The organism is Desulfosarcina cetonica JCM 12296 (genome assembly GCF_001311845.1).
GTDB classification, from domain to species: domain Bacteria; phylum Desulfobacterota; class Desulfobacteria; order Desulfobacterales; family Desulfosarcinaceae; genus Desulfosarcina; species Desulfosarcina cetonica.
This window is the reverse complement of record NZ_BBCC01000015.1, coordinates 1-24567: the sequence shown is the minus strand read 5'-3', so window position 1 is coordinate 24567 and position 24567 is coordinate 1. Positions and strand designations below refer to the sequence as shown.

General features: G+C 53.1%; 14 protein-coding genes and 1 pseudogene. 4 read left to right on the top strand and 11 right to left on the bottom strand.

Annotated features, from left to right (window positions below):
• The 6 genes and pseudogenes from JCM12296_RS05375 to JCM12296_RS05350 all read right to left on the bottom strand — a co-directional run bounded on the left by JCM12296_RS05375 (position 1) and on the right by JCM12296_RS05350 (position 18390).
• On the bottom strand, positions 1 to 9720 hold the full coding sequence (locus JCM12296_RS05375; RefSeq protein WP_054690755.1) for a Tc toxin subunit A-related protein: 9720 nt from the start codon (positions 9718 to 9720) through the stop codon (positions 1 to 3).
• A gap of 34 nt (positions 9721 to 9754) precedes the next feature.
• Positions 9755 to 11722 (bottom strand): RHS repeat domain-containing protein, encoded by a 1968-nt coding sequence (locus JCM12296_RS05370; RefSeq protein WP_054690753.1) that lies wholly within the window; start codon positions 11720 to 11722, stop codon positions 9755 to 9757.
• Positions 11723 to 11760: 38 nt separating this feature from the next.
• Positions 11761 to 12753, bottom strand: a complete 993-nt coding sequence (locus JCM12296_RS05365; protein ID WP_054690751.1) for an RHS repeat domain-containing protein — start codon at positions 12751 to 12753, stop codon at positions 11761 to 11763.
• Positions 12683 to 14437 carry a toxin TcdB middle/C-terminal domain-containing protein gene (locus JCM12296_RS43595; RefSeq protein ID WP_246804013.1) on the bottom strand — a complete coding sequence of 585 codons (1755 nt, stop codon included), beginning with the start codon at positions 14435 to 14437 and terminating at the stop codon, positions 12683 to 12685. The genes JCM12296_RS05365 and JCM12296_RS43595 overlap by 71 nt, the downstream gene beginning before the upstream one ends.
• Before the next feature lie 311 nt (positions 14438 to 14748).
• Positions 14749 to 17226: pseudogene (locus JCM12296_RS05355) on the bottom strand (SpvB/TcaC N-terminal domain-containing protein); the annotation flags it as partial.
• 282 nt (positions 17227 to 17508) lie between these two features.
• On the bottom strand, positions 17509 to 18390 hold the full coding sequence (locus tag JCM12296_RS05350; RefSeq protein WP_054690746.1) for a methylated-DNA--[protein]-cysteine S-methyltransferase: 882 nt from the start codon (positions 18388 to 18390) through the stop codon (positions 17509 to 17511).
• Positions 18391 to 18575: 185 nt separating this feature from the next.
• Here JCM12296_RS05350 and JCM12296_RS05345 point away from each other — a divergent pair, with 185 nt between their 5' ends.
• Positions 18576 to 19535 carry a DMT family transporter gene (locus tag JCM12296_RS05345; protein WP_213182564.1) on the top strand — a complete coding sequence of 320 codons (960 nt, stop codon included), beginning with the start codon at positions 18576 to 18578 and terminating at the stop codon, positions 19533 to 19535.
• A 414-nt stretch (positions 19536 to 19949) separates the two neighbouring features.
• On the opposite strand, the gene JCM12296_RS37875 is transcribed toward JCM12296_RS05345, so the two are convergent.
• The 5 genes from JCM12296_RS37875 to JCM12296_RS05325 all read right to left on the bottom strand — a co-directional run bounded on the left by JCM12296_RS37875 (position 19950) and on the right by JCM12296_RS05325 (position 22079).
• Entirely contained in the window at positions 19950 to 20408 is a 459-nt protein-coding gene (locus tag JCM12296_RS37875; protein WP_157067393.1) for a tetratricopeptide repeat protein, read from the bottom strand.
• Positions 20371 to 20643: an SEC-C metal-binding domain-containing protein gene (locus tag JCM12296_RS43590; protein WP_246804012.1), complete on the bottom strand. Its 273-nt coding sequence runs from the start codon at positions 20641 to 20643 to the stop codon at positions 20371 to 20373. Before JCM12296_RS43590 ends, JCM12296_RS37875 begins: the two co-directional genes overlap by 38 nt.
• 110 nt (positions 20644 to 20753) lie before the next feature.
• Complete coding sequence (locus JCM12296_RS05335; protein ID WP_054690741.1) at positions 20754 to 21146, bottom strand: hypothetical protein; 393 nt, start codon at positions 21144 to 21146, stop codon at positions 20754 to 20756.
• Between the two features lie 136 nt (positions 21147 to 21282).
• Positions 21283 to 21591 (bottom strand): hypothetical protein, encoded by a 309-nt coding sequence (locus JCM12296_RS05330; RefSeq protein ID WP_054690738.1) that lies wholly within the window; start codon positions 21589 to 21591, stop codon positions 21283 to 21285.
• A 182-nt stretch (positions 21592 to 21773) separates the two neighbouring features.
• Positions 21774 to 22079 carry an NIPSNAP family protein gene (locus JCM12296_RS05325; RefSeq protein ID WP_054690736.1) on the bottom strand — a complete coding sequence of 102 codons (306 nt, stop codon included), beginning with the start codon at positions 22077 to 22079 and terminating at the stop codon, positions 21774 to 21776.
• Between the two features lie 166 nt (positions 22080 to 22245).
• On the opposite strand from JCM12296_RS05325, the gene JCM12296_RS05320 reads away from it, so the two are divergent.
• From JCM12296_RS05320 to JCM12296_RS05310, 3 genes are all read left to right on the top strand, one after another.
• Complete coding sequence (locus JCM12296_RS05320; protein ID WP_157067392.1) at positions 22246 to 22737, top strand: site-specific integrase; 492 nt, start codon at positions 22246 to 22248, stop codon at positions 22735 to 22737.
• On the top strand, positions 22734 to 23093 hold the full coding sequence (locus tag JCM12296_RS05315) for a hypothetical protein (RefSeq protein ID WP_054690733.1): 360 nt from the start codon (positions 22734 to 22736) through the stop codon (positions 23091 to 23093). Before JCM12296_RS05320 ends, JCM12296_RS05315 begins: the two co-directional genes overlap by 4 nt.
• 63 nt (positions 23094 to 23156) lie before the next feature.
• On the top strand, positions 23157 to 24521 hold the full coding sequence (locus JCM12296_RS05310; RefSeq protein ID WP_246804011.1) for a KamA family radical SAM protein: 1365 nt from the start codon (positions 23157 to 23159) through the stop codon (positions 24519 to 24521).
• Positions 24522 to 24567 lie beyond the last annotated feature (46 nt).

Genomic DNA, 24567 nt, shown 5'->3' with positions numbered 1-24567 from the left:
TCAGTCCGGTTCGTACGAATCCGGTGCCACCGTGTAGTGGAGGACCAGAAGAATGTCTTCGACCACATCCGGATTGAGCCGATTGCCTTCCTCGGACAGTCCGGCGCCGACGCTCGACATCGTCAGGCTCCACTCGCCGGTTCCCGTGGTGACGGGTCCGCTATCGACGAAATGGGTGTTTCCGATGCCGGATGACCCATCGAAGTCGATAGCGGTCTCACCGCCTGGATGGGTTACGGTGAAGACGGTGCCGTTGGGGGTGATTTCCTCGGGGGCGTCCGCCAGTTTGAGGAGGAGGCTGAAGCGGTCCACGCGAATCGCCCTCCCCTTGAACATGTAGGGGAATCGGTCCCGGCTGAGATTCAGTGTCATTGCCTGCGGCGGAACCCCACTTTCCGGGTGCAAAAAGCGATGGAATTCGGTGGGAAATTCATGACGGAGACTGAACAGCTGTTGCAGTCTGGGGGCGTTTTCTCCGGCAACCAAGCCGTTGACGGCATCATGCAGGTGTTGGCTGGCCGCATCCCGCAAGGCAGTGCCACCGTCTCTGGCCGTATAGTTGAAATGCAGAATCACATCCGTGATGGAGTCATAGTCAAATTGACGGAATTCGGTGGGCATCTCCAACTGCCAGCGGCTGATGACGCCGGCGCCCTCGAACGGCAGATAGCGCTCGTCGCGGAAGTTGAGTTGAAAAAGGCCGCTGTCATTTTGCCCGCTGCTGGTGGACATGGATTGGATGGCACCGAAACTGTCGCTGAACCGATCGTCATTTTCCAGGTCCCGGGCATATTCACCGTTTAGCAGTGTGCTTTGCCGCCGAATGGAACTGCGCAGAAGACGCAACGTACAGGAAACCGTGGTATAGGGTCCCGTTACTGCCGGAATAGTGATCGAGACAGACTTGATACGACGGAAATAATGGCCCGGATAGTCGCCATCGAGAAGCGATTCCGGCAGCTCTATCTCGCAACGGGCCTCTTCCTTCAGTCGCAACAGCGCGGTCGGATTGAGCATGGCCAGCGATACATGCTTGGTCAGTTCCAACTCGCGCCGATTTTCTTCCAGGTAAGCCATCTCCATGCGCTTGATGTCGTGATGAAGCTTCTCACCCGTCAGCAGCCCTTTTTTAAGGCTGTCCCAGTGGCCGACCTGAATGTATCGACTGTCGGAGATACCCAGCTCGAACTGGAAGGCGCGTTCGGCACGCTTGGCCAAATCAAACGCCAGGCGATAGCTTTTGAAATAAATATCGGCTATCGTGTCCGCGATCCAGCTGTAAAGCTCCTGATCGGTAAATTTGTCACGCAGGAAGGCTTCGGTTTCGCGTGCATTTTCCATCTGTCTGCGATGGTTGGCCAATTCCCTGTCGGCGATCTCAATTCTGAGGTCCGCCGCCAATAGCTGACGGTCAATGCGCATCAATTCGCGAGCTGCAAGATTGCTCTGGAACGTCCAATCGTGCTCACGCAGGATGTATTGGCCGACTTTGGCGCTCAGGTTCGCCCCGAGAGAGAGATCGCCGGCCTGGGAGCCAAGCCGTTCGGCGTTCGCCATCGCGGCCGCGCCGATATTCAATCCCCCAAGGGATCTAGAGACACCCAAACCGAGAGGCGTCACCGACAGGGTAATGGTTGGCCGCTGATTCCACCACGTACCGGACACGCGCATTTCTCCCGCGCCCTTGGCGAACCGCTGCGCTTCATTCAACAACCTGAGTTCTCCCTTCTCTTGGAGCAACAGGCGCAGTGCATCGACGCCAGCCAGAAAATCTTCTCGCGTGACTTCCGGTTCAGGAGGGTCGGATTCTCCGAGCAGACCGAATATATCACCGGGCGCAATGCCTTTTTCCGGCAGCATGTTCTCAACGAGTTCGTTTGCCGTAGGAATTTTGTCCAACACTTTTCCGATATGTTTTATCACGGGGATTTTCTTTACCGCTCGATTCAATCCTTTTTCCAACTTACGGCGAATTGCACCCAATCCCGTTGCCGTGACGACCATATTCACAAGTGACGTGGCAATGTCCTGGAGGCTGACCCCCTCGATCGCTTCTCCCGTTGATTCGAAGTCACTCGGCGCTGTATCTTCGAACTTGAACTTGTTCGATGGACTGCGCAACCGGATTGCGGTACCGATCGGGACCGTGCCGACGGTAGTACCGAGCGCGCGTTCGTAATGTCGGTATCGCAACAAAACCGTATGGCGTGACGCGAGCAACGCCTCCTTCTGTGCGGCGGCTTCTTTCCTTTGCTTGATGCGCACCTGCTCTGCGTGTGCAAGGATCGATGTTTCGTGCTCGGCACGAAGCAGACCCAACGACACCGCATCTTTCTTTTCCAAAGCCGAGAGCAAGGCTCCGCCCAAGGCATTGACGTCATTGCACAGTTCTGTGGCTTTCTGGACCAGGAAATAAAATCGTTGGTTGGGCAAAGGCACATGTGCGGCTTGGATCAGATCTTGGATGTCGATATCGGCGGCCCGGGCCCTGAACAGCAGGTCCGGGTCGATCGGTGTCGCGAAAGGCGCCACCTGCCGAACCACGCCATCAATATTTTGGCAATGGCGCAGTTTGAACAAGCGGTCTGCTACCAGGTCCCAATAGCCAAGCAGCTTGTCGTTTTGGGGGACACAAAAAAACAGTGAAGGACCGAGGATGGAAGGTGTCGGCGCCGCCAGAGGCAAGTCAACGATATCCGGATTGTCATCCGGCGGTTCGACGCCCGGTGCGGCCAGATCAAATTCACCGTCATTGTCGACCGCGACAGCCAGCGTGTTCGCGGCGATCCATCGACTGGGACCACCTGATCCGCCGCTGCCATTCTGCGGATCCAACTGGGTTTCAAGTTGGATGACAACATTGGAAAATTCGTCCAGCCGACTGCGCAACTGGTTAAATGTTCTGACTTCCTGGCCCCCGATGGTGCGCCGCGCATCCTGATGGTCGGCAATCGCATCCGGGCGGTCACCGAGTATTTTTTCTGCAAGCAGCAGCAGTTGCGTCGCCTGATTCAAGGACTCGCGGGTATCCATGCGAAACAAGTGATCCGCCCAAGCGATAAGATTGTCAAGGTAGGCCATGATGACGGCTTTCATCATCGTCTGAGGCCGCATCTGGGCCAAAAGGTCCAGTCTGTAGGGGTCCTTCCGCCAAACCTCAATCTGATCCCGCATCTGCCTGCGCCGACGCAGTTCGCGTTTGCTCAGATGGCCGTCGTTCAGCAGCAGCATGGCGTCTTGAATCTGCGCCCCCTTGCTTTGGTCGACAAAGGGCTTGATTTGCCAGACATGATCCGGCCACGTTTCGTCCTCCTCGTCACCCGGGATATCGGTGGGGTTGAACATGTAGTGGAACCAACGCTGGGCGGCAGCGAACTGTTGGTTCTCGCTCAAGCGCAAGGCAAGCAAGAACGGGACATGGAAAAACAGCTCCCAGTTGTATGCGGCGTAGGCACCGGAATAAGAGAAATCAAATTCCTCCACCGGGTCGACAAGAGCCAGCTCCAGCACGCCCGTCAAGCCCTGCACATTCTCGACGGTCTCCGCGTTGGGGGCGTAGTTCTTCACGAAAAACAATCTGAGCAGGTTCTGCCGGCGCAGGCTGCGCAGCAGGCCGCCTTGCCGGGGCTCCCTTTCCGGATCCGGCTTGAGAACCCCGTCTATGCCATGTCTTTCAAGCTGGTTGACCAACAGAGACGCAAACGGGTGGTAGTGATTCTCGAAGCGATAAGCTTTGGCTTCCCACTGCAGCGGCCCCAAACCGGTCTGTGCAACGGCGCTATTGGAAAACAATAAACCTGCCGTACCCTCGGTTGTGTCATCGCTGGAAGGGGCTTCCTGAACGCTTCCTTCCGCCGAGCCGGCGGCTACCGCGACCATGCGCGTTACGGTACTCGGAAGCTCAAGCGGCACGCCGTGAGTGGGATTCAAGCGGTTGACAAGTTCAAGATCGGGATTTGCATATCCTCCGGTATATCGACCTCTCGGCACAACCAGGAAGTTCGCGCGGCGATCGGAATAGAAAAATGGCGAGCGAGAGACAAATAACTGCTCTTCCGCAGGAAGCATGACCGTGTATGTTCCCGGCGTCCGGTCAAGCAACAGCGACGAGTTGACGTTTACAAGCCATTCCAAACCAAAAAAGTTGTTCTTGCGCTCGCCTCCGGAGATCGCGATCAGGGGCTTATCGTCCGTGCTGGTTTTGCGGTCCTCGCGTAGATCGCCAAAATGGAATGTGGTGCCCTGAAACAGGCTTCGCGCTTGCTGACGAACCGGTTCGAACGGGATCCAACGTGAATCCACCTGATCGTTCGCAACGAGTTGGCCGCCGCTGGCATCAAGCCGAAATTGCCGCAATGAAATAGTGGAGACAATGTGCAGATTTCCTTGTGGACTGAACTGAGGCCAAAAGCGTATCTCGCTACGTGGCATCAAATCGTCACTCGGATGGGAATCAATTGCGTTATCCGACGTCCTGCTGGGCAGCCAAGCACCGTTTTGGTATTCACTCCAAACCATGGTCACGGAATAATAGCGTTTGGGGGGCGGTGGCAGCTCCTCGGCATCTGCCTCGGGCTCGACGGCTTCTTTTGTGATCAGGGGCCAGAACAGCAACAGCCGCCCCTGCCAAACCACCGGTATCAAATGGTCGCCATCGATATCCAATTCTATGCGCGCCCATGGCGTCCAATAGCGCTGATCGACCCAGCGTCGATAAAAATAGACGTGTGGTTTTCCCCGGCTGCGTGCAAATACGTGCAAGATATCCCGGTGTACTTCCCATTGCCGGGTCACGCCCATGATTTTGGGTCGGGCGACCTGGCTCAAGCCGCTGAGATATTGGCCGAACGACCGTTCCGCGGAAAGCGCGTCGACTTCATCTTGAAGAAGATTTTGCTCCAGTTGACGAAAGAGCTCGGTTTTCTCGGCACGCAGCTCCGGGCGCAGAAAATTTTCGGTGTAGAGAAAGCCCTTCCGAGCGACCTCCCACGCCCTGTAATGTTGCATCCAGCGCCACTCTTCGGCATCCTTCGGGGAGAACGTGACGTCCTCGAGGTTGAGCAGGCAACGGTGCACGAACAGCTGTACCGCGCTTATGGCCAGCGCCATCCGGGTCGTTTGCATGCAAGGATCCATTTCCACATCTATCAGAAAATGATCATACAGCGCGCTGGTCCCCGAAAGATCGAGTGTGTGGACCAGATGCGCCATCAGGGCATCGCGCTGCTGAACGCGAATCTGGTCCCGCAAAGGCTTGGCGACCGTAAGCCAGTGCGATTCGTCCCGATACTTGGCGCGCACAACCTGTTTGACGTTGCGTGCGATCTCGGCCGATGAATTTTCCGGTGCGGTTATCCATCGGTGCACGGTCTGCGCCGATGCGGAGAGGGTGCGCAAAAATCCCATCTGCGAATGCAGATCGAGCAGAAAACGGCCATCGCGAAAATCTGCGGGATAATCCAGATCGGCCACCTCGGGGCCGGTGAGGAACACGAGGTCGGCAAAGCGCCAATCCGTCAAGGTGCCAAGCATGATCAAAAATGCCTGGCGATTCATTTGCTCGATGTCCGTGGTAGCTAACAATTCGAACAGGGCATCTATTCCGCCGAACAGTTGCTTGCCCAGCGCAAACACCTCGACTTGATTAAGCAGGGCTTCCAGCTGTGGCGCCGTGTCTTCTGACGGCTCGATGGGGAAATCGTTCGGATCGACCCATCCCGCGGATAATCCCTGATTGATATAAAACGGTAGCCCGTCGGAATGGACGTCCAATTTTTTCAAGAAATACGCCACGCGGGCAAACTGCCGGAAGGCCGTGTATTGGATCGTCAGCGCGGGATCGTCAGGCCGCGTGTCGATCTGAAGGTCGATGGCGTGAGATGCTGAAGGCACGAATCCATCTGTGAGAAATACATCCAGGAACGCGTCGAAATCCTCAGGCGGTGCCAGCATGGAATCCAGCAGGTTTTTGGCCATGGCCAGCGGAATATCGATTGACTCGGCCAAATGCTGCAACACGAAGGTCCGTAGGGCGGCTTCCCGCAGATAATGCATCAGGGGCCGCAGAACCTGCCCAGCGCGCTCGGCGGGCTCGGTGGTGCGGCTTTCTTCATTGGCATCGAACCAAGCTTCAACAAGCGGCGCAACATCCAGGAATACGCCCAGGTGCGCTTCGATCAGCGCGATCTGATCCTGGTGGGTCAGTGTCGACGAATTGTTCACAATACCGAGAAGCGCATCGGATATGTCTGGCGTGAGCACCTCGGCCAGCTTGGCGTCCAGGATCTTTAGCCGGACATCACCTGATTCCGGCAGTTGATGCTGTCGCACAATGTCGAGCAAGCCCGTGCGCAACGCGATAAAAACGTCCGTAACGCGTTCATCGGTCGGAACCACCCGGGAAACCGAATCACCACGCAAACGCAAGAGGGCATCGAGCTCGGCCGGGGTGAATGGGCCTTGGCGCACGCGCCGACCGATGTCCACGAACCGCCGCAGTTCTTGCACCGATTCTCTATCAAACGGATCAATGCCGGTCATGCCGCGCAAGGCCACATATTCAACCAGCGATAAACGCAAGTGCTTGGCCAGTGAGGCAGCCTGGTAAAGTTGCAAAAGGCTCGCCATATCGTGGCTCGCGTCATCAAGCTCCGCCTCGACGAGTACATGAAAATCCTCAATGTCGATCCCCAGCATTTTGCTCGTCAGGGCGTCGTGGTCACTGAGGCCGTCTCCGGTGTTCGCAAGCTCGGTGCGCGCATCATCCAGCCGGAACGCGGCCAATGCATGTTGATGCACCCGATGATTGAGAAAGACCTCATCAAAAAGTGCGGGATCATCGCCGATGGCCAGGGTGGCCATACGACCGGACAACCAGGTCAGCAGGACCCGCAGATCCACTTTCAGTTCGCGTTGTAACGTGGACAGTTCGGCGAGTTGAAACAAAACCGCATCGTCGATCTCGAAATCTTCTGCCGCCCGGTCGCCCCGAAGCGCGAGCAGAATCGCATCCAGCGCTTCGATGGACCAATGCACGCTGCGCCAAAGGCGCACAAAACGGTGCAGTCGATCCAAGGACGCCACCGTCAGATGGGGAATGAGGGCTGCATCCGGGTCACAATCGGTGCCGCTGAAATGGATATCGAGGGGGGCGGATAGCGCGACATAGTCCGTTTTGAGAAGACGGGTAAGCGCCTCGTCATCCAGGCCGGTACGGTCCATCAACGGGCCGACGCGCTGGGCGCTCGCAAAATCATTGAAATCCGCCATGCTGTCAAAACCCCAGATCCGGTGCGGGGGTTCTCCGGCAGTGGCCGTAATCAGTGCCCGCTGTCTGGGTGACAAGCCAAGATCCGCGGCCGCGATGGCCGCGTCCGAGACTTCGTCGGAAGAGGCGCGAAATGCGTTCATCAGGGCATGGGTTGCCACGCCAAGATGTCCGAGATAACCATTGACCTCGGCATGCCAGAGATCAAACGGCAAGTTCCACGGATACGGCGCGGCGCGGACAATTTCGTAGGCCTGCTCGCTTTGATGTTCGGGGTTGGCACCCAGGGACGCCTCCGCCCCAACCGTCTGAAAGGGGAAACGATCCGCCGGGTTTTGCTCATCCTCGGGATTGTCATCGGCAATCACCAGCGGCCCATGATTGATCACGGCGTTCTCGAGGATTTCCAGAACCAAATCCACATAGGGCAGTTGGGTATCGCTGTTTTTGCAGGACAGCTCGATATCTCCGAGGTCGGGGCGCCTGTCGAACAGGACATCCAACGCGCTTCGGCCTGGCCCATCACCGGGTCGATTCGACAGAAAATGCAGGATATCCACCAGGTATGCCGGAGGCCCCAACGCGGAGTCACAATGGTTGCATTGACAGGTACCGAGGGAACCGAACAGGTCTTCAAGGTCCGGAATATCACGGCCGAACAACTGCGGGCGAATCATCCCCGTCCAGACCGGACTGAACGCCGCTGACTGGCTTAGCAGATACAGGGTGGTGTCCGCCGTGCGTGCGGCGTTTGCGTACATTTCCTCCGCTGCCGACCGCCCAAGAGTGGCCGCGTGGCGGCGGATATACGCACTCGCGCCCTCGCGCCGGATCGCCCATGCGGACGCAACGCCCGCATCCATCATTGTGGAGACGGCTTGTGCCTTGTTAAACGCCGGTGCTACCCGAAACAAGCGTTGCATGGTGTGAAGCGTGGCAATTGTTTGTTCCGGCTCGGGATCGCCTTCAAGGGCGTCGTCATGTTCTGCCAGGTAATCCTGGATACGCCTGTCGCGGAACTCGAATTCGGGATTACGTTCGAAAAACCGCAACGCCGGACCAAAATCGAATGATGCGTCTGTTTGCCGCTGCAAACCCGCTGCAAGGGCAGCGGTGGGATAGAGGGTTTCCATCATTCTCGGCAGAAATGCCGCGAAGCGATCGATGCGTTCTTGGTCATCGTTACCGAGAAATTCTGGCCCGCCAATCGGCCTGGAAGAGGTGCCACCCCCCAATAGCGCTCGCCATGCACCCTGATCCAGGCGGGCAAGGTCACGCGTTTCGCGTCCCAGTTCACCACTTTGAAGCCCTCGTCGCAGGTGGCGGACCAGCTCCAGGTGGTTCAGCGAGATGGTGCTGAGTATTAGCGTTCGTTGAAGTTCGTCGGGGATCTCATCCGGGATGTCCGGATCTGCGCGCAACCGCTCCCAGTACGCTTCAACCGTGTCGTCGCGCTGGATGTAATCATTGAGGATGCGAAGGCGATGGGGGGCGTCGACGTTGGCGATGTCGAACAGCGTCGCAAAGGTCGCCCGGTCGGGTTCCGGGTCGCGCAGGGACTGGCGGACGACGTGCCGATTCACGCGGACGAGGGCCTGTTCGATCGCTTCATCACGCTGCGCTGCGATGATGCCTTGCTCGATGGACCTGCGCCAGGCATCTCGAAGAACGTTGCCGGTCAAGGCAATCAATACGTTCAAATCGGCAGGCAACCCTTGACGCAAAAGGCCATAGAACAACTCGCCCGCAATACCGGTTGCGCGGGCATGCCGCTCGCTGAGAACGAACAGGGCGACATGTTCGGGATTGAGATCATATTTGCAGGCCAGGAACTCGACCTCTTCTTCCTTAAGATCGGCCAGATCGATTCTTTCCGTCGCCAGCACAGGGCGTAGAATTTCTCTCAGTTGTCCAAACTCCGAGAGGCCGCGAAGGGTCTGGCCGCCAACCACGAGGGTGACCTCTTCAACCGGTTTTACTTCACAAATCAAATCGGAAACGGCAATCTCTTGACCGTCGGAATCCGAAGCCCGCACCACTATACTGAGACGAATATTTTCGGGCGGCGGGTATTCAATGGCGAATTCGCCCTGTTGGTCAGTCCGGTCCTTGCCGAGTCTCTTTTCGCTGCGCACCCGCTTTTCAACCAAAACCACCCAGGCACGCATGACTGGCGTGCCGTCGGATTGCACGACCCTGCCCTTTACCAAAAACTGTTGGCGCGGCTGCGCATCCAATGCGGAAGCGATCACCCTGGCTGTTTTGGCGTCCACAATGCCGGTGGACGGCAAAGCGTACTCCTTTTGCAATGCTTTGATAGCCGTGAAGGTGGTGGAACCAAAGAAACCGTCCCGGTCCTCTATCTTGAAGCCAAGCTGGCGCAATTCACCCTGCAGCAGTTTTACATCGTCGCCGTGTATATTGAGCTTTAGATTTCTTTTCAGGATTTTCATAATTTTTATCTTCCCTTGCAGCGATGGCGCATTGCTATGGCACCCCACCAACCTGTTCCACTACAAACCTGTTGACTTCTTCTGCTTTTTCCTCAGAAGTGTGTTTGCTTTGATAAATTGCATTGAGTCTTTTTTGTTCTTCCCTGGTTAATTGAACTGTCTCTGATGCATATCTCAGCGTTTCTATCCGCACGGATGTTTGTCCACGAGTTTCCGCCAAAATAAATTCGGAAAAGATTTCCGCAAACAGTTCCGTTCTATTCTCAGCGAATGTCGTTGCTGCGGTATCGGAAATCTCTACATTCCTCATTGGATCAAAAAAATGAGAAGTCTCGTGCGCCACAGTTTTAGTCAAATCGGTCTCGTCTCCCTTCTTGGTGTAAAGGTAGACTTCGTTGGTGTCCATGTCAGCTCGTGCCTCTCTGAGCCTCGCCCTATATGTTGGTAACCATTCAGGAAAACTCAATAGTCGAAAGCTCATATCGTACGAAGGTCCGTCCATTCTAGTTAGCAGATCTTCAAATCTTAATGTCTTTTGTATTGTTTCTTGCATCTCGCCGACGTTGAGTGTCCGACCGAGTTCTTTTTCTTTCTTAACCGTATTTTCATGAGCTTTGTTGGCAAAACTTTCCAACAACAAGAGGTATTCTTCTCTTTTCGAATACGAGCGAATGTTAATTGTCTTTCCACCAAGATCATTAAATATGTCCGACTTGGCCAGGGTCTTTCTCGCGAGCTCTACTTCGTTTTTTCTCCACTTTAAAAGCGCAAAGGCTATCACAGGGTTAATGGAATCAGTCGCATTTTCACCGTTTTTATCTATAAAATTAATCGGTTGATTGTTGACGTACAAATAGACATTGATTCCACCTTGCACACCAATTGGATCAATCGTCATCCACCGCCCCAGCCAGCACGCATAATACCTCGCCCCGTGGTAATACAGCCCGGTCGCTTCGTCGCGTTCCTTGCCTGTGTAACGATAACGCTTGAGGCTTGTCTCGGCAGCCGAACGCCCGGCCCGGCATGCGGTGGTGCCGTATGGATGGTATTCCTCGAAGGAGATGACATTGGCATTCTCGTCGATCTCAAGCGCGACGGAGCCCAGGTGATTGCCAAGCTGAAACCGGCGGCTCTGTTCCGGCATATTGTCGTTTCCCACCGTGCGGGTATCGATCTGGGCGACGCGTTGCTGGCTGTCCGTCACATGCAACGTCTGGCGCTCCAGGGCCGGGGTCTGCCCATCGATCGCATACTCCCGGTAAGTCTCGAAGCCACCCAAATAGATGCGCTCGTGCTGGCGCGTCGGTGTCCGGCCCGCCGCGGCCTGTCGCTCGGTGACCTTGCGCACGCGCCGGCCGCCGGCGTCATAGACGTAGTAGGTGGTTTGGGCGGAACCACCATTGGCGACCGCTGTGCGGCGGGTCGCACGCAACCGGTCCTGAAAATCCCACTGCAACGATGGCAGATGCGGCATACTCGTCATGTTGCCGTGAACGTCATACTCATAGGGCTGCGAGAGAGATGGGGTGTTCACATAGTGCGACGGGCAAGGATCGGCGGGGTCAATTTCATTCGCACCGCCTGTGGCCAAAAGCCGGTTGCTGTCCTGTGCATATTGATAGCAGCGCTTCCAGCGCAGCACCGCACCGCCAGTGTGGGCCATGCTGAGAATGTTGCCGACCTGGTCGTAGGCGTATTGCTCTTCATAGCGTTGCAGCGCTTCCGGGTTGTTCGGAAACGGGATGCCTGTCAGCCAGTCGGAATCGGCCGCATCGCGCTGATGATTATGCTGAGCGGCGTGCTCGCGTCCGGTTGCGTGAATCAGGCGGTAGAGGGGGTCATAGGTGTAGTCGTTATGCGGCTCGACCTGGGAATTTGCAAAGAACACGGTTTGCTGGGCGTTGTCGCGGATTGTCGTGATGTTACCGGCCGGATCGTAGGCATAGTACAGATCCTGCAGTATGCGGCCGTCCCTGTGACGCTGCGTGCGCAGGTTCATCAGCCGAAAGGTCTCAGGGTCGTAATCGTAGGTCGTTGTCAGGTTGCGGCCATCGGCAGTGGCATAGTCGATGCGTTCACGTTGCCTCTGGCATTGTAATCGATGTTATCCACAAAGAGCATAACCGTTTCCGCACCTTGCAGCCGAACGGCCATGCGCTCCAGCAGACCAGCCTCGTTGTAGCCGGGCAAGGTGATGCTGGCATCCGGTGAAGTGAGGGTGGTCGGTCGGTTGAGGGCATCGTATGTGGTGTGATTGACGAAGGTTTCGTCCTCCCGCGCCGGGTTCTGACTCCAGTCCACCAGGTTTCGATAGTCCGTGGTGAATTGTCGCGTGCCGCGCAGCAGATTGCCCTTGAAGTCATATTCGATGTTTGTCACCACGCCCGCCTGGTCAAACAATTGATAGACCTGGCCGCGATGATTCAGCGCCACGCCCTCGCTTTCGCCGTAGACCGTACGCTGAAACAGTTGCTCGGCATCATCGACCGCACCGCCCGCAACGAATGCATTCAGTGGACGGCGCAGTTCATCATATTCAAATCGGAAGCGATGGCCGCGAGCGTCCCATTGGCGGATGGGCTGGCCGGCGATATCAAGCAGCATCCTGCGATCGCCGCCATCCATGCTGTGTTCGAATAACTGCCGCCCGGCGACGTCGTAGCCGATGACCGGCGTGGCGGTCGGGTCATCCGGTTCGATCCGGTAGACCATCACGGCGTTGCCGCGGGCGTCGACGACCCGCAGCGGCACGCCCTCGATGTCCTGTTCGGTGCGGGTTTCGTACTGTCCGTCGGGACCGTTGTCGGCAATGCTCAGGAAGGGGCGGCCCAGGGCATCGAAATGAACGATGGCGGGTGTTGCCGCATGGGCGGCGGCCTTTTGGGCCGCATCCTGCTCCGGGCGGCCCAATTGGCCATCAATGCGCGCCTGGTGCCAGGTGGGCAGGTAGGTTGCGTTTTCAATACGCTGGAAATAAGGGCCCACATCCGGATCTTCGGCCGGATCGGCCACCAGCACCGTGTCGCTCACATCCCAGCGCCCCTGCCGCCAGGGATTGAAGACCACCTTTTCCCAGGTATGGTTGGGATGCAGGGTCACAACGGCGCGGCCGACGGATCGTAGAAAATCGTGGGGCTGACACCGACGCGGGCGTCAAACTCGAAGCCGTGGCGGTCGGTGAAAAAGGTTCGTACTGGCGGATGGGGCTGCCCTTGTTGTTGAATACCGTCCAGCCGCTGCCGACCCATCGCGGGCTGACGTTTGTTTCCGTGAATTCGGGCTGTCCGTCGGGTCCTAAAATGATGTGATCATCCGCGTCGCGCAGGGGAACCGGACCCGGCTCGGCCTGAACCTTGTTTTGAATCACACGGCCAAAGCCGTCGGCGTAGGCCAGGCTCACCTGGACGGCACTCTCCTCGCCGTCACTCAAGTCGCTGACATGCGTCTCCCGTGCGATGGTCGCGGCGAATGACGGTTGTCCGAAACGCTGAAAACGGGTTTCATCGTAGATGATGCGGGTGGTGGCGCTTCCCAGCAGTTGTACGGCCATTGGGCCACGCGGGTTGGCGAAAAAACGATCGATCTGCCCCTGGGTCAATTGGGGTTGAAAACCGTCCAGAGGGTCGCCCAGGTTTTCCGTTTCCTTGCCCATAACGGCGGTTCCGGCAACAAGGCCGAGGATGTCGTAGACCGCGGCCGAGCGGTTGCCGTTGGGATCGGTGAGCTGGTCAGGGGCAAGCACCCGGTAATCGTTCCGGACCGTCACACGATTCTCCAGCGCGTCGACAGTGCTTGTCATCATCAGGTCATGCGGGTCGTAGGCAACGATAGCGGTCTGCAGGAACGGGTCCCGGATCCGGCGGGACAGGAAGAAGTGTTGCCGGGCAAAGGCCAGTTCCCGGGCCGGGCCGTCTGCTTCACTGGGTGACAGGAAACTACGTCCCGAAGGAATCCACCAGTTCTCATCGCCGTCGAAATGGACGTAGCGACCTTCGTCACTCAGCATGCGTTCGTTCACCCGCTCGCCATAGACCCGTTCCAGATGGTCGGGAGTAAAGGCCAGGATGTAACTCTCACCCGGCAAGGCAAGGGTCTGGAGAACCCCGAGAGGCAGCAACGCGTCAGGATTGCCGGCAACGGCCCCCAGATCATCGGGCCGGTAGCGGATGCGGGCATGTTCAAGGATTCGCTTCTGCAACCCTTCTGTAGGCGAGTGGTGGTAGGCGATCGTTTCCGCTGCCCGAACGGCAGCATGCATTTGTGAGAAACTGAAACGAATCTGATCCGTGCCCAGGGAAAGACCGGTCAGCTCAAAACTCAGGCGCTCACTGGGCAGGGGGCTGCGGTAAGCGTCGTCTTCGTCCACCGGGTGGGTAAACGTATTTTCGGCGCAGGTCATGCGCAGCTGCGCTTGCTTTTGCCGATCATCGGGCCGCAGGTCCGGATCGGGCTGCCGCCGGCCGTATGCGATGGCCGCCGATTGCAGGACATTGCCGAAATCGTCCACCGCCAGGGTCAGCGCATGGCTGATGCGCGGATCGGCGGGTTCACGTTCGTAGTGGTAGTTCAGCGTCTCGCGGGCATGGGTGTAAAACACGGCGTGCCGGTTGCCGGTTTTGGGTTGAAGGATACGGATGGTGTAGTTCTGTTCCATGACCGTGTAGGGAAGCGGCGCCTTGGCGGTCCCGTCCAAGGCGTAAATCTCTTGGCGCAACACGGCGCCTTTGAGGGCGCGGCAAGCTCCCGTTCCTCTTCGGCATTCAGGCCTTCGGGCAGCACCGTATCCGGCAGCAACAACCGGGCGGCCGCCTCGTCCGATAAGCCCGGCTCGCGAAAGTACTCACCCGTGTCGCTCTCATCGATCAGCCCGGCAAAATAATTCGACACCCTCTGATGTCCGAGATATATACCGGTGTGCAACCAGGTTTTGGTATGCACCGGCGGGATATGTGAACGCGCATCAATATTGTCGCCGGTGGGGAAGTTGTCACTCTCGTTCAGTACGGCAAATTCCTCGGTGTCGAACTGCTCCACCATTCCAAATCCGCGAAACTCGCGCTCGACGCCATCGAAATAACCGTGGTGATAGGCATAGCGGGTCACAAAGCGGTTGCGGCTGATGGGATCGAAGGTCTCCGTCCGTTCCACTACATGCACGGGAAACGGCAGGCGCGTTATCCAGGGGCGGCCGGCGGCTTTGTCTTCCAGGTAGAAACGGGTGGACGGAGTATATTGCACGCGGGTTTCAGCGCCCATATGGTTGCGTGAGACGATCATCAGATGGGGTTTGATGCCGCCCATCAGATCGATATAGCGCATCTGCCGGCCCGCATCGCCGGGAAGGGGCGAAGACCACACCAAACAGGCCGTGCCGTTGCCTAAAAGGTCGGTAACGGTCACATCGGACAGCGTATCGACTCTCGGGAAAGGGTCGATGAACCGGGCGCCGTCCCAGCCGTTGCCAGCGCGATTGAAGTAAACGGATATCTTGTCATGGTGAATATAGAGAATGTCGCTAATGCCCGAGCCGTCTACATCGGCCAGGCGAATGCGTTGTTGGTTGAAACCATCGGGGGTATCGAACCAAGGGGCGTTGTCCATGTTGACTTTGGCCCCGAACCGCCCGTAGCCGAAATTGGGCCAATAACCGATCGATCCGTTTCGAATTCTCACCAAATCGCTCAGCCCGTCACCGCTCATGTCGGCCAGGTAAACGGATTGGGCGGCATCGGCAAAAACCAAACGAGGGCCGGCCTCCTCGTCCAGGGCTTGCGGCATGCGCCTGCCCGCATCGTAACCGGCTTCCGCCAAGGATGGATACCAGGTGAAGACCTGATCCTCGGTGATCATGATATCGGCATGACCGTCGCCGGTCAGATCGATAAAGCGCAGATGGGGATCATCCCAGGCGATGGCCGGAAGAGACGCGAAAGCACGGTGGTCGGCCCATGTCCGATCGTGGGTCCTTTCGTGGAAACCGGGCGCCGGACCGTCGAAAAGCACCCAATCCAGCTGCCCGTCACCGGCCAGATCGAGCAACTGCGGGCCGCTGTTGACCGCAGCCAGAGATGGCTTGGCCGTAACCGTCTCCACCGAGGCGAAGCGCGCGTTGCCCAGATTGGCTTTGTAGTACCAGCCGCCCCCCTGCTGGGTCAGGATACCGGACACCCCTTCGCCATCCAGGTCCACCCAGCGGTACTGGGAGCCGGAAAGGCCGACCGGCAGATTCTCCAGGCTGTCGGGGTCGATATCGTAAATCTCGCTTTGAATATCCGCCCGGCTGTATTCGAATTCGACCGGCGGCAGCGACCGCTCCTGGAAAACGGATCCGTCCCGCAGGAGATAACCGGATTGGACCACATTGGACATGACAGTGCTGATGGGGCTTTCGGAGTAGCCGAAATGGGTTGCGCGCACCAGATAATCCGCCGCCCCCAATTCGTCGGGAAAATGGTGGAACATCAACACCCGCCGGCAGAGGCGATAGGTGCGCACCTCGAAGCCGGCCCGATAAGTCGAGATGGGATCCTGACGAACAGGCCACAGCGCTTGTTCTGCAATATTTGCCTGAACGAACCGGCGGCCCGCGTCATCATCGTCCAAACGTTGCAGATGGCCTTCTCCGTAATCGAAGACCGCCTCGAACATCCAATCGCTACGCTCGGATAAGCGCTCATCGACCTGCCGGGGCGTCCTGTTGCCATACAAAATACGTTTGATATAGCGATTGGCCGTGCGGGACAAATCGGTACGATTACGTTCGTGAGCATGGCTGGGGCTTACGCCTACCGAATCTTCGGTCTTGTATCGGTAAACGATGGCGTTGCCCTTGTCATCGAAGCTTTCACAGATCAACCAACAGAAGATTCGCAAGGGATCTTTCGGATCTACAATGCGGCTTTCGGATGCTCGCCCATAAATGCTCGTTATGTTGTCGGGTGTGATCGTGCGCCAGTGACTGCCACCGGACTGCTGGTCGATCCAGTGTTCGACGCGAGCGAAGAGACCTTCGATGCGTGGCCGGTAACGTCTCACCACATAGGGAGTCTCATCCAGTATTCGGATTTGGCTGCGGCGGACGGGTCCGTCGCCATCTTCCACCAATACCGGCACCAGGTCTTCGGCTTCCGAGAGGATGAAGACATCCGCTTCTTCTCCATCCCGATACGTCGGCAGGCCCTTGTCCGTTTTTCGGGTTATGCGGGGCAGGGAGAGGCGCCATCCCAACCCAAAGGGGCCGCTACCGCTGCCGGAGTCATATCTCAGTGTCAGTTGCGGTCCGAAACCCTGGCGTGCCGGCGAGGTGGCGATGGGAAGGGCCAGGGCGCCTGTTCCAGTGGCGGGACTGACCTGGAACTTCTCGTCGATACCGCGCAAGGCGCCCCCACCGGCGGGCAATGTCAACGTTGGGGCTTCTGTGATATGCGGCGCTGTTGAACGCTTGTCGTCAGGTCCCGCTGTTATGGGATTTGATTGTAGAGTGGGGTCTTGTGATGGTTGCATCATCTTCCGCCTTCTGCCTCAGGACAAGCCCAGCCTGCTTCAATTTTGAAGATTTGAGATCTCTTCTACATACGCGACACCGCCTTGAAACGATATTCCGCTTTATAAAATGATGAAGTGAAACCAACGAAATACAATGAGATAAAAAAACAAGGCCCGTGAGACTAACCGGTGCAGCATTCTGATCAAAATCAGGAGGATGAGCGGTAGAAGCACCAAACAGGATAAATCAATATGACACATTGTGGTATTAAGACCAAATTGACCACAGAAAGATAATTGTCAAGATGCATCTTCAAAATAGTTGGGCGCTGTATTTACCGCTTCCCATCCAATCAAAGCCTTTTTTCTTGACGACCCCCAACGGTATTGATGAATTTTCCCAGATTTTGCAATCACGCGATGGCAGGGAATAAGGTAGGCGACAGGATTGATTGCGATGGCGTTGGCGACGGCTCGAAAGGCCTTGGGGCGCCCGATATAAGAAGCAATGTCCTGATAACTGACGACACGACCCATGGGGATGTTTAACAGGGCCTTCCAAACATTGATTTGGAAATTGGTGCCCTTGATCTGCAGCGTAAAAGGGCGTTTGCTTTGCTGATGATCAATTCTGAAAATATCATGAACGATGGGGCAGACGGCGGCTGGATTCTCAATGAACTCGGAACCTGGCCATGTATCGAATAACTGATTCAATATTTCGGAGCGCCTGCCTGAATCTACAAATCCCAAATAACAAATCCCCCGTTGCGTAGTTGCCAATAGGCATTTTCCGAAAGGCGAATCACATACACCAAACGAAATTTGGAGTCCTGACCCACGTTTTTTAAAATCGCCAGGCGTCATTGCCTCGAAGGTAACGAATAAATCGTGAAGGCGACTGGTGCCTGACAGGCCTGCGTCCAGAGCGGTTTCAAGGAGGCTCTTTGACTCGACCAACCGCTTTTTGGTGTAGTCAAGGGTCATAAAATGCATGAATTGAATCGGGCTTATCCCAGCCCACCGCTTGAACAACCGGTCGAAATGATACTTGCTGAGATGAACGCTTCGCGCCATCTGATCCAGGGTCGGCTGGGATTTAAAGTTTTCTTCTATGAATTGAATGGCCTTTTCAATCCGTTGGAAGTCCTCGGACAGTTGCGAATAATCGTGTGCATCCATGCCCCCTCCCCTTTCCTTCTTATTTCTCCGTCATCCTAATCAAATAAAACAAAAATGGCGACCCGAATCTTGCTATGGGAATCAACAAGATTCGGGTCGCATATTCCCCCTACAATTGCATATTTAAAAAACAGGCCAACAAAAAAATGATTCTCTAAGCGATAACAACTGCTCAAGGGGGAAACATGAAACCACAGAAAAGCAGACGACGATCTGAAACCGTTAACCGGATTATGGGGGTTCAGGACTGGGCACGGGTCATTATTTTATCAATGCTCTGGGGAGGCTCCTTTTTCTTTGTCGGCATTGCTGTTAAGGAGGTGCCGCCACTAACGATTGTATTCTTTCGAGTGGTCCTCGCTTCAATTATTCTTCTCACCATCGTCTACCTAAAGGGAGGAAAAATGCCGACATTGCCGGCATTGTGGGGCGGGTTTCTCGTCATGGGGGCCTTGAACAATTTGATCCCCTTTAGTCTGATTGTCTGGGGGCAAACCCATATTGAAAGCGGTCTTGCAAGTATCTTAAATGGCACGACACCTATATTCAGCATTGTTCTTGCCCATTTCTTAACCAAAGAAGAACGCTTGACAACCCGTCGGATGTCGGGTGTGTTGATTGCCTGGCTGGGTGTCGTGGTGTTGATCGGGATCAATTCTCTGCGAGGTTCCGGTATCCAATTGTTCAGCCAAATCGCCATCCTGGGAGCCGCCCTTTCATATGCATGTGCGGCAATTTACGGGCGTCGGTTCAAAAGCCTTAGCCCTCTTGTGGTCGCCACTGGAATGCTGACGGGCTCCGCCATTATGATGACCCCAATGGCATTGTTTGTTGATCAGCCTTGGAATCTATCCCCAGACATTGGTACAATAATGGCGCTCCTTGGGCTGGCTGCGATCAGCACATCGCTGGCTTACATCATCTATTTCAAAGTATTGGCCACCGCAGGCCCGACGAATCTGTTGTTGGTTACCTTTTTAATCCCACTGAGTGCCATTTTACTAGGCGCCATATTTTTAGGAGAGCGCTTGGGATGGAATGCATTTGTGGGTATGGGGCTGATATCGATTGGGTTGATTGCGATCGACGGGCGCTTGCTAAAAAGGTTCAAACTTAAAAAAGAGGTTTGGTATTATGAGATTTAGCATCTCCATCTATTATCTTGCAGAATTGATAGATGATTCTTGCTATTGAAGAAGCATTTTAATCGATGAGAAGAAAATAACTATATCTTGTGGCCGTGTAAATTACTGCGAAAGTTGGAATTACATACCAAGCCCTCCTTCCAACTTCCTTTATGTAATTGAACAATAAATGATGTAGAGGCGATCAGATGGATTGACAACCTTTATGGATAAAAAACGCGGGGTGGGCCTCTACGCCAGGGGCTCGCCCCCTTGAAATTTTTTCTACCACATCTTGTAGAGGGGGTCTTTCTTTCCGTTGGTAATGATGATTGGATCAGTGCTACCAAAACTCATGAATAGGATAATTATTTTGAGTCGAACGAAACGCCCGGCATAAGGCGCGGCGGCTTTATGCCGTAGATCTAAATGCCGTTATGCATATTTCTCTCTTTCTTTTTTCAATTCATTAAGCCTGTCATTCAAATGATTTTCTCCTTCAATACCCTTTCCAACAGCCATTTTATAAATTTGTTCAGCTTTATTGTAATCTGGTTTGATATCCTTTTCCATTGGCCAAAGATACATATCCCCCCAACCGATATACCCCCATATATTATTTGGATATTGCTCGATCAATTGTTTGAAGCATTTATTTCCCTCTTCAACATTTCCAAGCGCAAAATAAGACTCAGCTATCGCTCTTTTCATATTATGCATTAATAACTCACCAGAGGCTGGAAATATTGAGCAAAATTCATCACAATAAGCTATTCTTTCCCGGTAATATGTTGAGTCATCAATGCCTGCATTCCCAAGTTCAACTTCTAGGTCCTGGCACCAATTATAGATGAGCTCACAGCCGGAAAAAAATTGTCTCTGCTTCTTTAACATCCCTGAATTCAGGTTTGAACCTTTTTTTAAGGCTATCCCATAATTCCAACCACACATCACATGCCTTTGTAGTTTGGTTTTCTTGAACGAGTGACCAACCTTTTTCCATTAATATATCAAGCTCATCACGTTTTTTTAATAGTTGTGAATCTGATTTTGGTTTAATTAAACAACATTTTTTATATTTTTTTCCACTTCCACAAGGGCATAGTTGATTTCTGCCTATTTTGGTCATTTTGTTTTCCCGTCTATATTTTTCACTTGGCATAACGTGGCGGTTAGTGACGCGCCAATAAAATTACCAGAAGAAATACCTGGCCTAATCGCGTCCCCTTCACTGCATGGTTATTTTGAGCCTCGCATAAAACTGGAGGCAAAAGATTCTTTCAAAGGACCTAAGATAGGCTTTAGTTCAGATTCATTCATTATTTTCACAGACAGTCCATTTTTTTCAGCTTCCTTCCTAAAAATGTCATCAGTTGGAGAGTTTCCAGTTAAAATTAAGAAATAAGCCCACTGGTTTTTTGCTTGGAATGCGGTTTGAAACAACTCTTTAACATCGACTTCTTGAGGCAGCTCATCAACCACACGTGACAAAACATGTCCGAATACGTAACAACTTGCGGCATCCAGCAATACATAAATATCATATGGTTCATTTTGAACTAATAAAAATTCATCATTTACTCTTACTGCTATCCAAACTTCATTAACTCGGAATTGGTCTGGCGAAATCATATTAATTCTCCATGCTGATCGATTAAACTAGTGAGCCTGGAACAAAATATAGAAAACTGTTTTTAAAGGTACGAAAGTTAAAAAAACCAAACAGCTCGAAATGGCTTTAATTTTTCCGGTCCATTTGAGTGATAGGTCATTCTTTTCCATAGTATTTATTTTTGAACTTTTTAACTTCATTATGAACTTTGATATTCATAAATTTTAAATCAATAACCGAAACTAAAGTAGCACACTTTTTAAAATCATCATAAAAGGTGCAATATACTTCCTTTAAACCTGAATGAAAAACAACTCCACCAAATTTTATCCAATTATCATCTACGAAATATTTTGCAAGTTTAGAATCATTGTTTTTTGCACTTTCAGTTGCCTTAGCAAATAAAGGAAGTCTTTTACGGATATAATTTTCAAGTTTGAATGCATCTTTTTCAAATATACCCATTTTAATCCATAGTGCTCATTTTCCAATTGAAAAATACCTTGGAAGAGAGAGGCCGGGCGGTGTTATGCAAAAGAGTTGTTTTAAAGCACTTTTATTGGCCTTGAAAATTAGTTCTTTAAGGGACGCAAGGTAAGCCCGATTTCTCTTCACTAATTAGATATTTTTAAATTTCATCTGCAACTTCATTCAAGGATGGGTTTCATGAAACTTCGTTCGTAGCTTACAATACACCGGGTTTCCTCAGCATACTTGAACGCCTCTTGGCACTCTGGGTTTTGCGCCATCTTCACCCTGTACTCTTCATATTCCCCCAAACTCGGAAAACTGAAGAGAGCTATCGCAATGTTGTTTGCTCCCTCATGAGGCAGGAAATACCCATGATGTGTACCTCCGAATTTGTTAACCAATGGAATCCACATTTTCCCGTAATTTTCGAACTCAACCAATTTATATGGGTCAATTACATAGCGCAGGTAACAGGTAACCATAGTCACTCCATTTTTCATTTTTTTGATCAAAAGATAACAGTGCTAATATGTGGGATAGATTGAAATTATCACATGATATTTTTGGCCGTCAAATAGTGTGATTACATACCAGTATCACCTTCGCATTTCCTTTACAGATTTAACATCCTTTCCGTACCTGGATATAATGGTGGTCATCGGGCACAGCCCGCCATTCACAAACCCACAATTTTATAGGAGGCACACCATGAAACTGTCAACAGCAGCAACCATCCCTGGATCGATTACCACAAGAACCATTCGAAAAAAACACACACTGCGATCCTATCAAGCCATTATTGAACCGTTTTACAGGGATTTCGGTGACAGGGTGATTGGTAAAGTCACGCCGGATGAAATCCTATCCTTCCTGAACCGCCTCACCGATGGCAACAAACCCTATACCAAACGGGTCCGTTTCTCCCAATTATCCTGTTTCTTCAACTTCGTACGGAACAATATCGACTACGGATCAGTGAATCCATGCGATACACCCATGATCTGGAAACTCTACCGCCAAGAAGGAACTTCGCGGTGGGAAATCATATTTCGAACGACCAAGATTCGCAATCGATTATTGCTCGAACTGATGGTCCGTGGTGGAATGCGGGTCGGAGAGGTGCTGAAGATCAGGTTGTGAAAGACCTGCAGGATCAGAAACTGGTCCTTGAAGCGCCCAAAAGTGGCAAGGAACAAGAAATCGTCTTTATACCTCAAAAGGTGGCCGAACGGCTCCGCGATTATGCTCTCCAACTATGCAAAAAACCGGAGGATCGTATTTTCCCCATTTCCTACGAGGCAGCACGGGTGATCGTAATGAAAGTGGGGAAGCTGGTTAAACTGATAAAGGCTAAAAATACAGGAACAAAGCCGTACGTACGTCCGTGCATCCACCTTCATGGATGGCTCCGCCTGACAAGTGATGTTAATTGTAAGCTATTATTGCCCTTATCGATCGTCTATAATGTTGGGGTAGGCCTTTCCACTTTCATATAGATTGTTTATTGACACAAGCTGATATGATAAAGGCCGCTTTTGCAATATATTCAGGAGGTAATTATGCTAATACCACCCACAAATCCGTCAGGAATGAAGCCATTTATGCCTGGTGAAGAAAGCCGATACCAATCTTATACGCTTAAAAATTTGCGAAATATACCGCAAATACAAAAAATATCCGAACAGCGACTCAAGGATATCGAAATCGTCGGGCAGGTATTACCGTTTAAAACTAATAACTATGTTATAGAACATCTAATTGACTGGCAAAACATTCCTGAAGACCCCATGTTCATTCTAAATTTTTCGCAAAAAGAAATGCTGCAACCGCGCCATTATCAAAAAATTGCGGATTTGTTCAAAAAAAACGCGCCTTCCGATGAAATTGAGAAAGCATCAATGGAAATCCGATGGGAACTGAATCCTCATCCGGCCGGACAAAAATACAATATTCCCTCGCTTGACGGATTAAAGTTAAAAGGAAGCCAGCATAAATACCGAGAAACCGTGCTATTTTTCCCCAGCCAGGGGCAGACATGTCATGCTTACTGTACATTTTGTTTTCGCTGGCCTCAGTTTGTGGGAATGAAAGAAATTAAATTTTCAATGAACGAATCGAATCTGCTGGTTGAATATATCCGTAAACATCCGCATGTCACGGACCTTCTATTTACCGGGGGCGATCCGCTGATCATGAAGACGAGTGTTTTGGCAAGTTACATTGATGCGGTGCTGGATGAGGACATCAGCCATTTAAGAACTATACGGATCGGGACAAAGGCTTTGAGTTATTGGCCCTATAGATTTGTTTCCGATGATGATGCTGATGATCTGATCGCTTTGTTTGAAAAGATTATCCGTTCAGGAAGACATGTGGCTGTTATGGCACATTTTAATCATCCGCGGGAACTCGAACCATTAATCGCCAGAGAAGCCATCCGCCGAATACGGGAAGTAGGCGCTGAAATCCGGACTCAGTCCCCATTACTAGGGCATATCAACGATAAACCAGAACTCTGGGCTGCGATGTGGCAGCGTCAGGTGGAACTTGGGTGCATTCCATATTATATGTTCGTGGCCCGCAACACCGGTGCCCAGCATTATTTCGGCGTTACCCTTGAAAACGCCTGGCACATATTCCGTGATGCCTACAAAAGCGTCAGCGGTCTTGCGAGAACAGCAAGAGGTCCGACCATGTCCGCTTACCCGGGTAAGGTTCAGATGCTCGGCGTCAGTAAAGTAGCCGGAGAAAAGGTCTTTGTCATGCGGATGCTTCAGGGAAGAAACACGGATCATGTGGCAAGACCATTTTTCGCCAAGTATGACCCGGATGCAACATGGTATACGGATTTGAAGCCAGCGTTTGATCAGGATCGTATATTTTTCGACCTCCCATGGGCATGTGATAATAGTGCAAAAGATTAAACCGTCAAGATTATATCGAGGGCTCGGGGTGGGGCTCGGGGTCGGG

Excerpts from the sequence above, each read along its gene's own strand:
- JCM12296_RS05330 (WP_054690738.1), bottom strand. The coding sequence starts at position 21,591 with ATGGGTATATTTGAAAAAGATGCATTCAAACTTGAAAATTATATCCGT.
- JCM12296_RS05345 (WP_213182564.1), top strand. The coding sequence starts at position 18,576 with ATGAAACCACAGAAAAGCAGACGACGATCTGAAACCGTTAACCGGATT.
- JCM12296_RS05375 (WP_054690755.1), bottom strand. The coding sequence starts at position 9,720 with ATGAAAATCCTGAAAAGAAATCTAAAGCTCAATATACACGGCGACGAT.
- JCM12296_RS05310 (WP_246804011.1), top strand. The coding sequence starts at position 23,157 with ATGCTAATACCACCCACAAATCCGTCAGGAATGAAGCCATTTATGCCT.
- JCM12296_RS05320 (WP_157067392.1), top strand. The coding sequence starts at position 22,246 with ATGGTGGTCATCGGGCACAGCCCGCCATTCACAAACCCACAATTTTAT.
- JCM12296_RS05350 (WP_054690746.1), bottom strand. The coding sequence starts at position 18,390 with ATGGATGCACACGATTATTCGCAACTGTCCGAGGACTTCCAACGGATT.
- JCM12296_RS05370 (WP_054690753.1), bottom strand. The coding sequence starts at position 11,722 with ATGAACCTGCGCACGCAGCGTCACAGGGACGGCCGCATACTGCAGGAT.
- JCM12296_RS05325 (WP_054690736.1), bottom strand. The coding sequence starts at position 22,079 with ATGGTTACCTGTTACCTGCGCTATGTAATTGACCCATATAAATTGGTT.
- JCM12296_RS43590 (WP_246804012.1), bottom strand. The coding sequence starts at position 20,643 with ATGACCAAAATAGGCAGAAATCAACTATGCCCTTGTGGAAGTGGAAAA.
- JCM12296_RS05335 (WP_054690741.1), bottom strand. The coding sequence starts at position 21,146 with ATGATTTCGCCAGACCAATTCCGAGTTAATGAAGTTTGGATAGCAGTA.
- JCM12296_RS37875 (WP_157067393.1), bottom strand. The coding sequence starts at position 20,408 with ATGTTAAAGAAGCAGAGACAATTTTTTTCCGGCTGTGAGCTCATCTAT.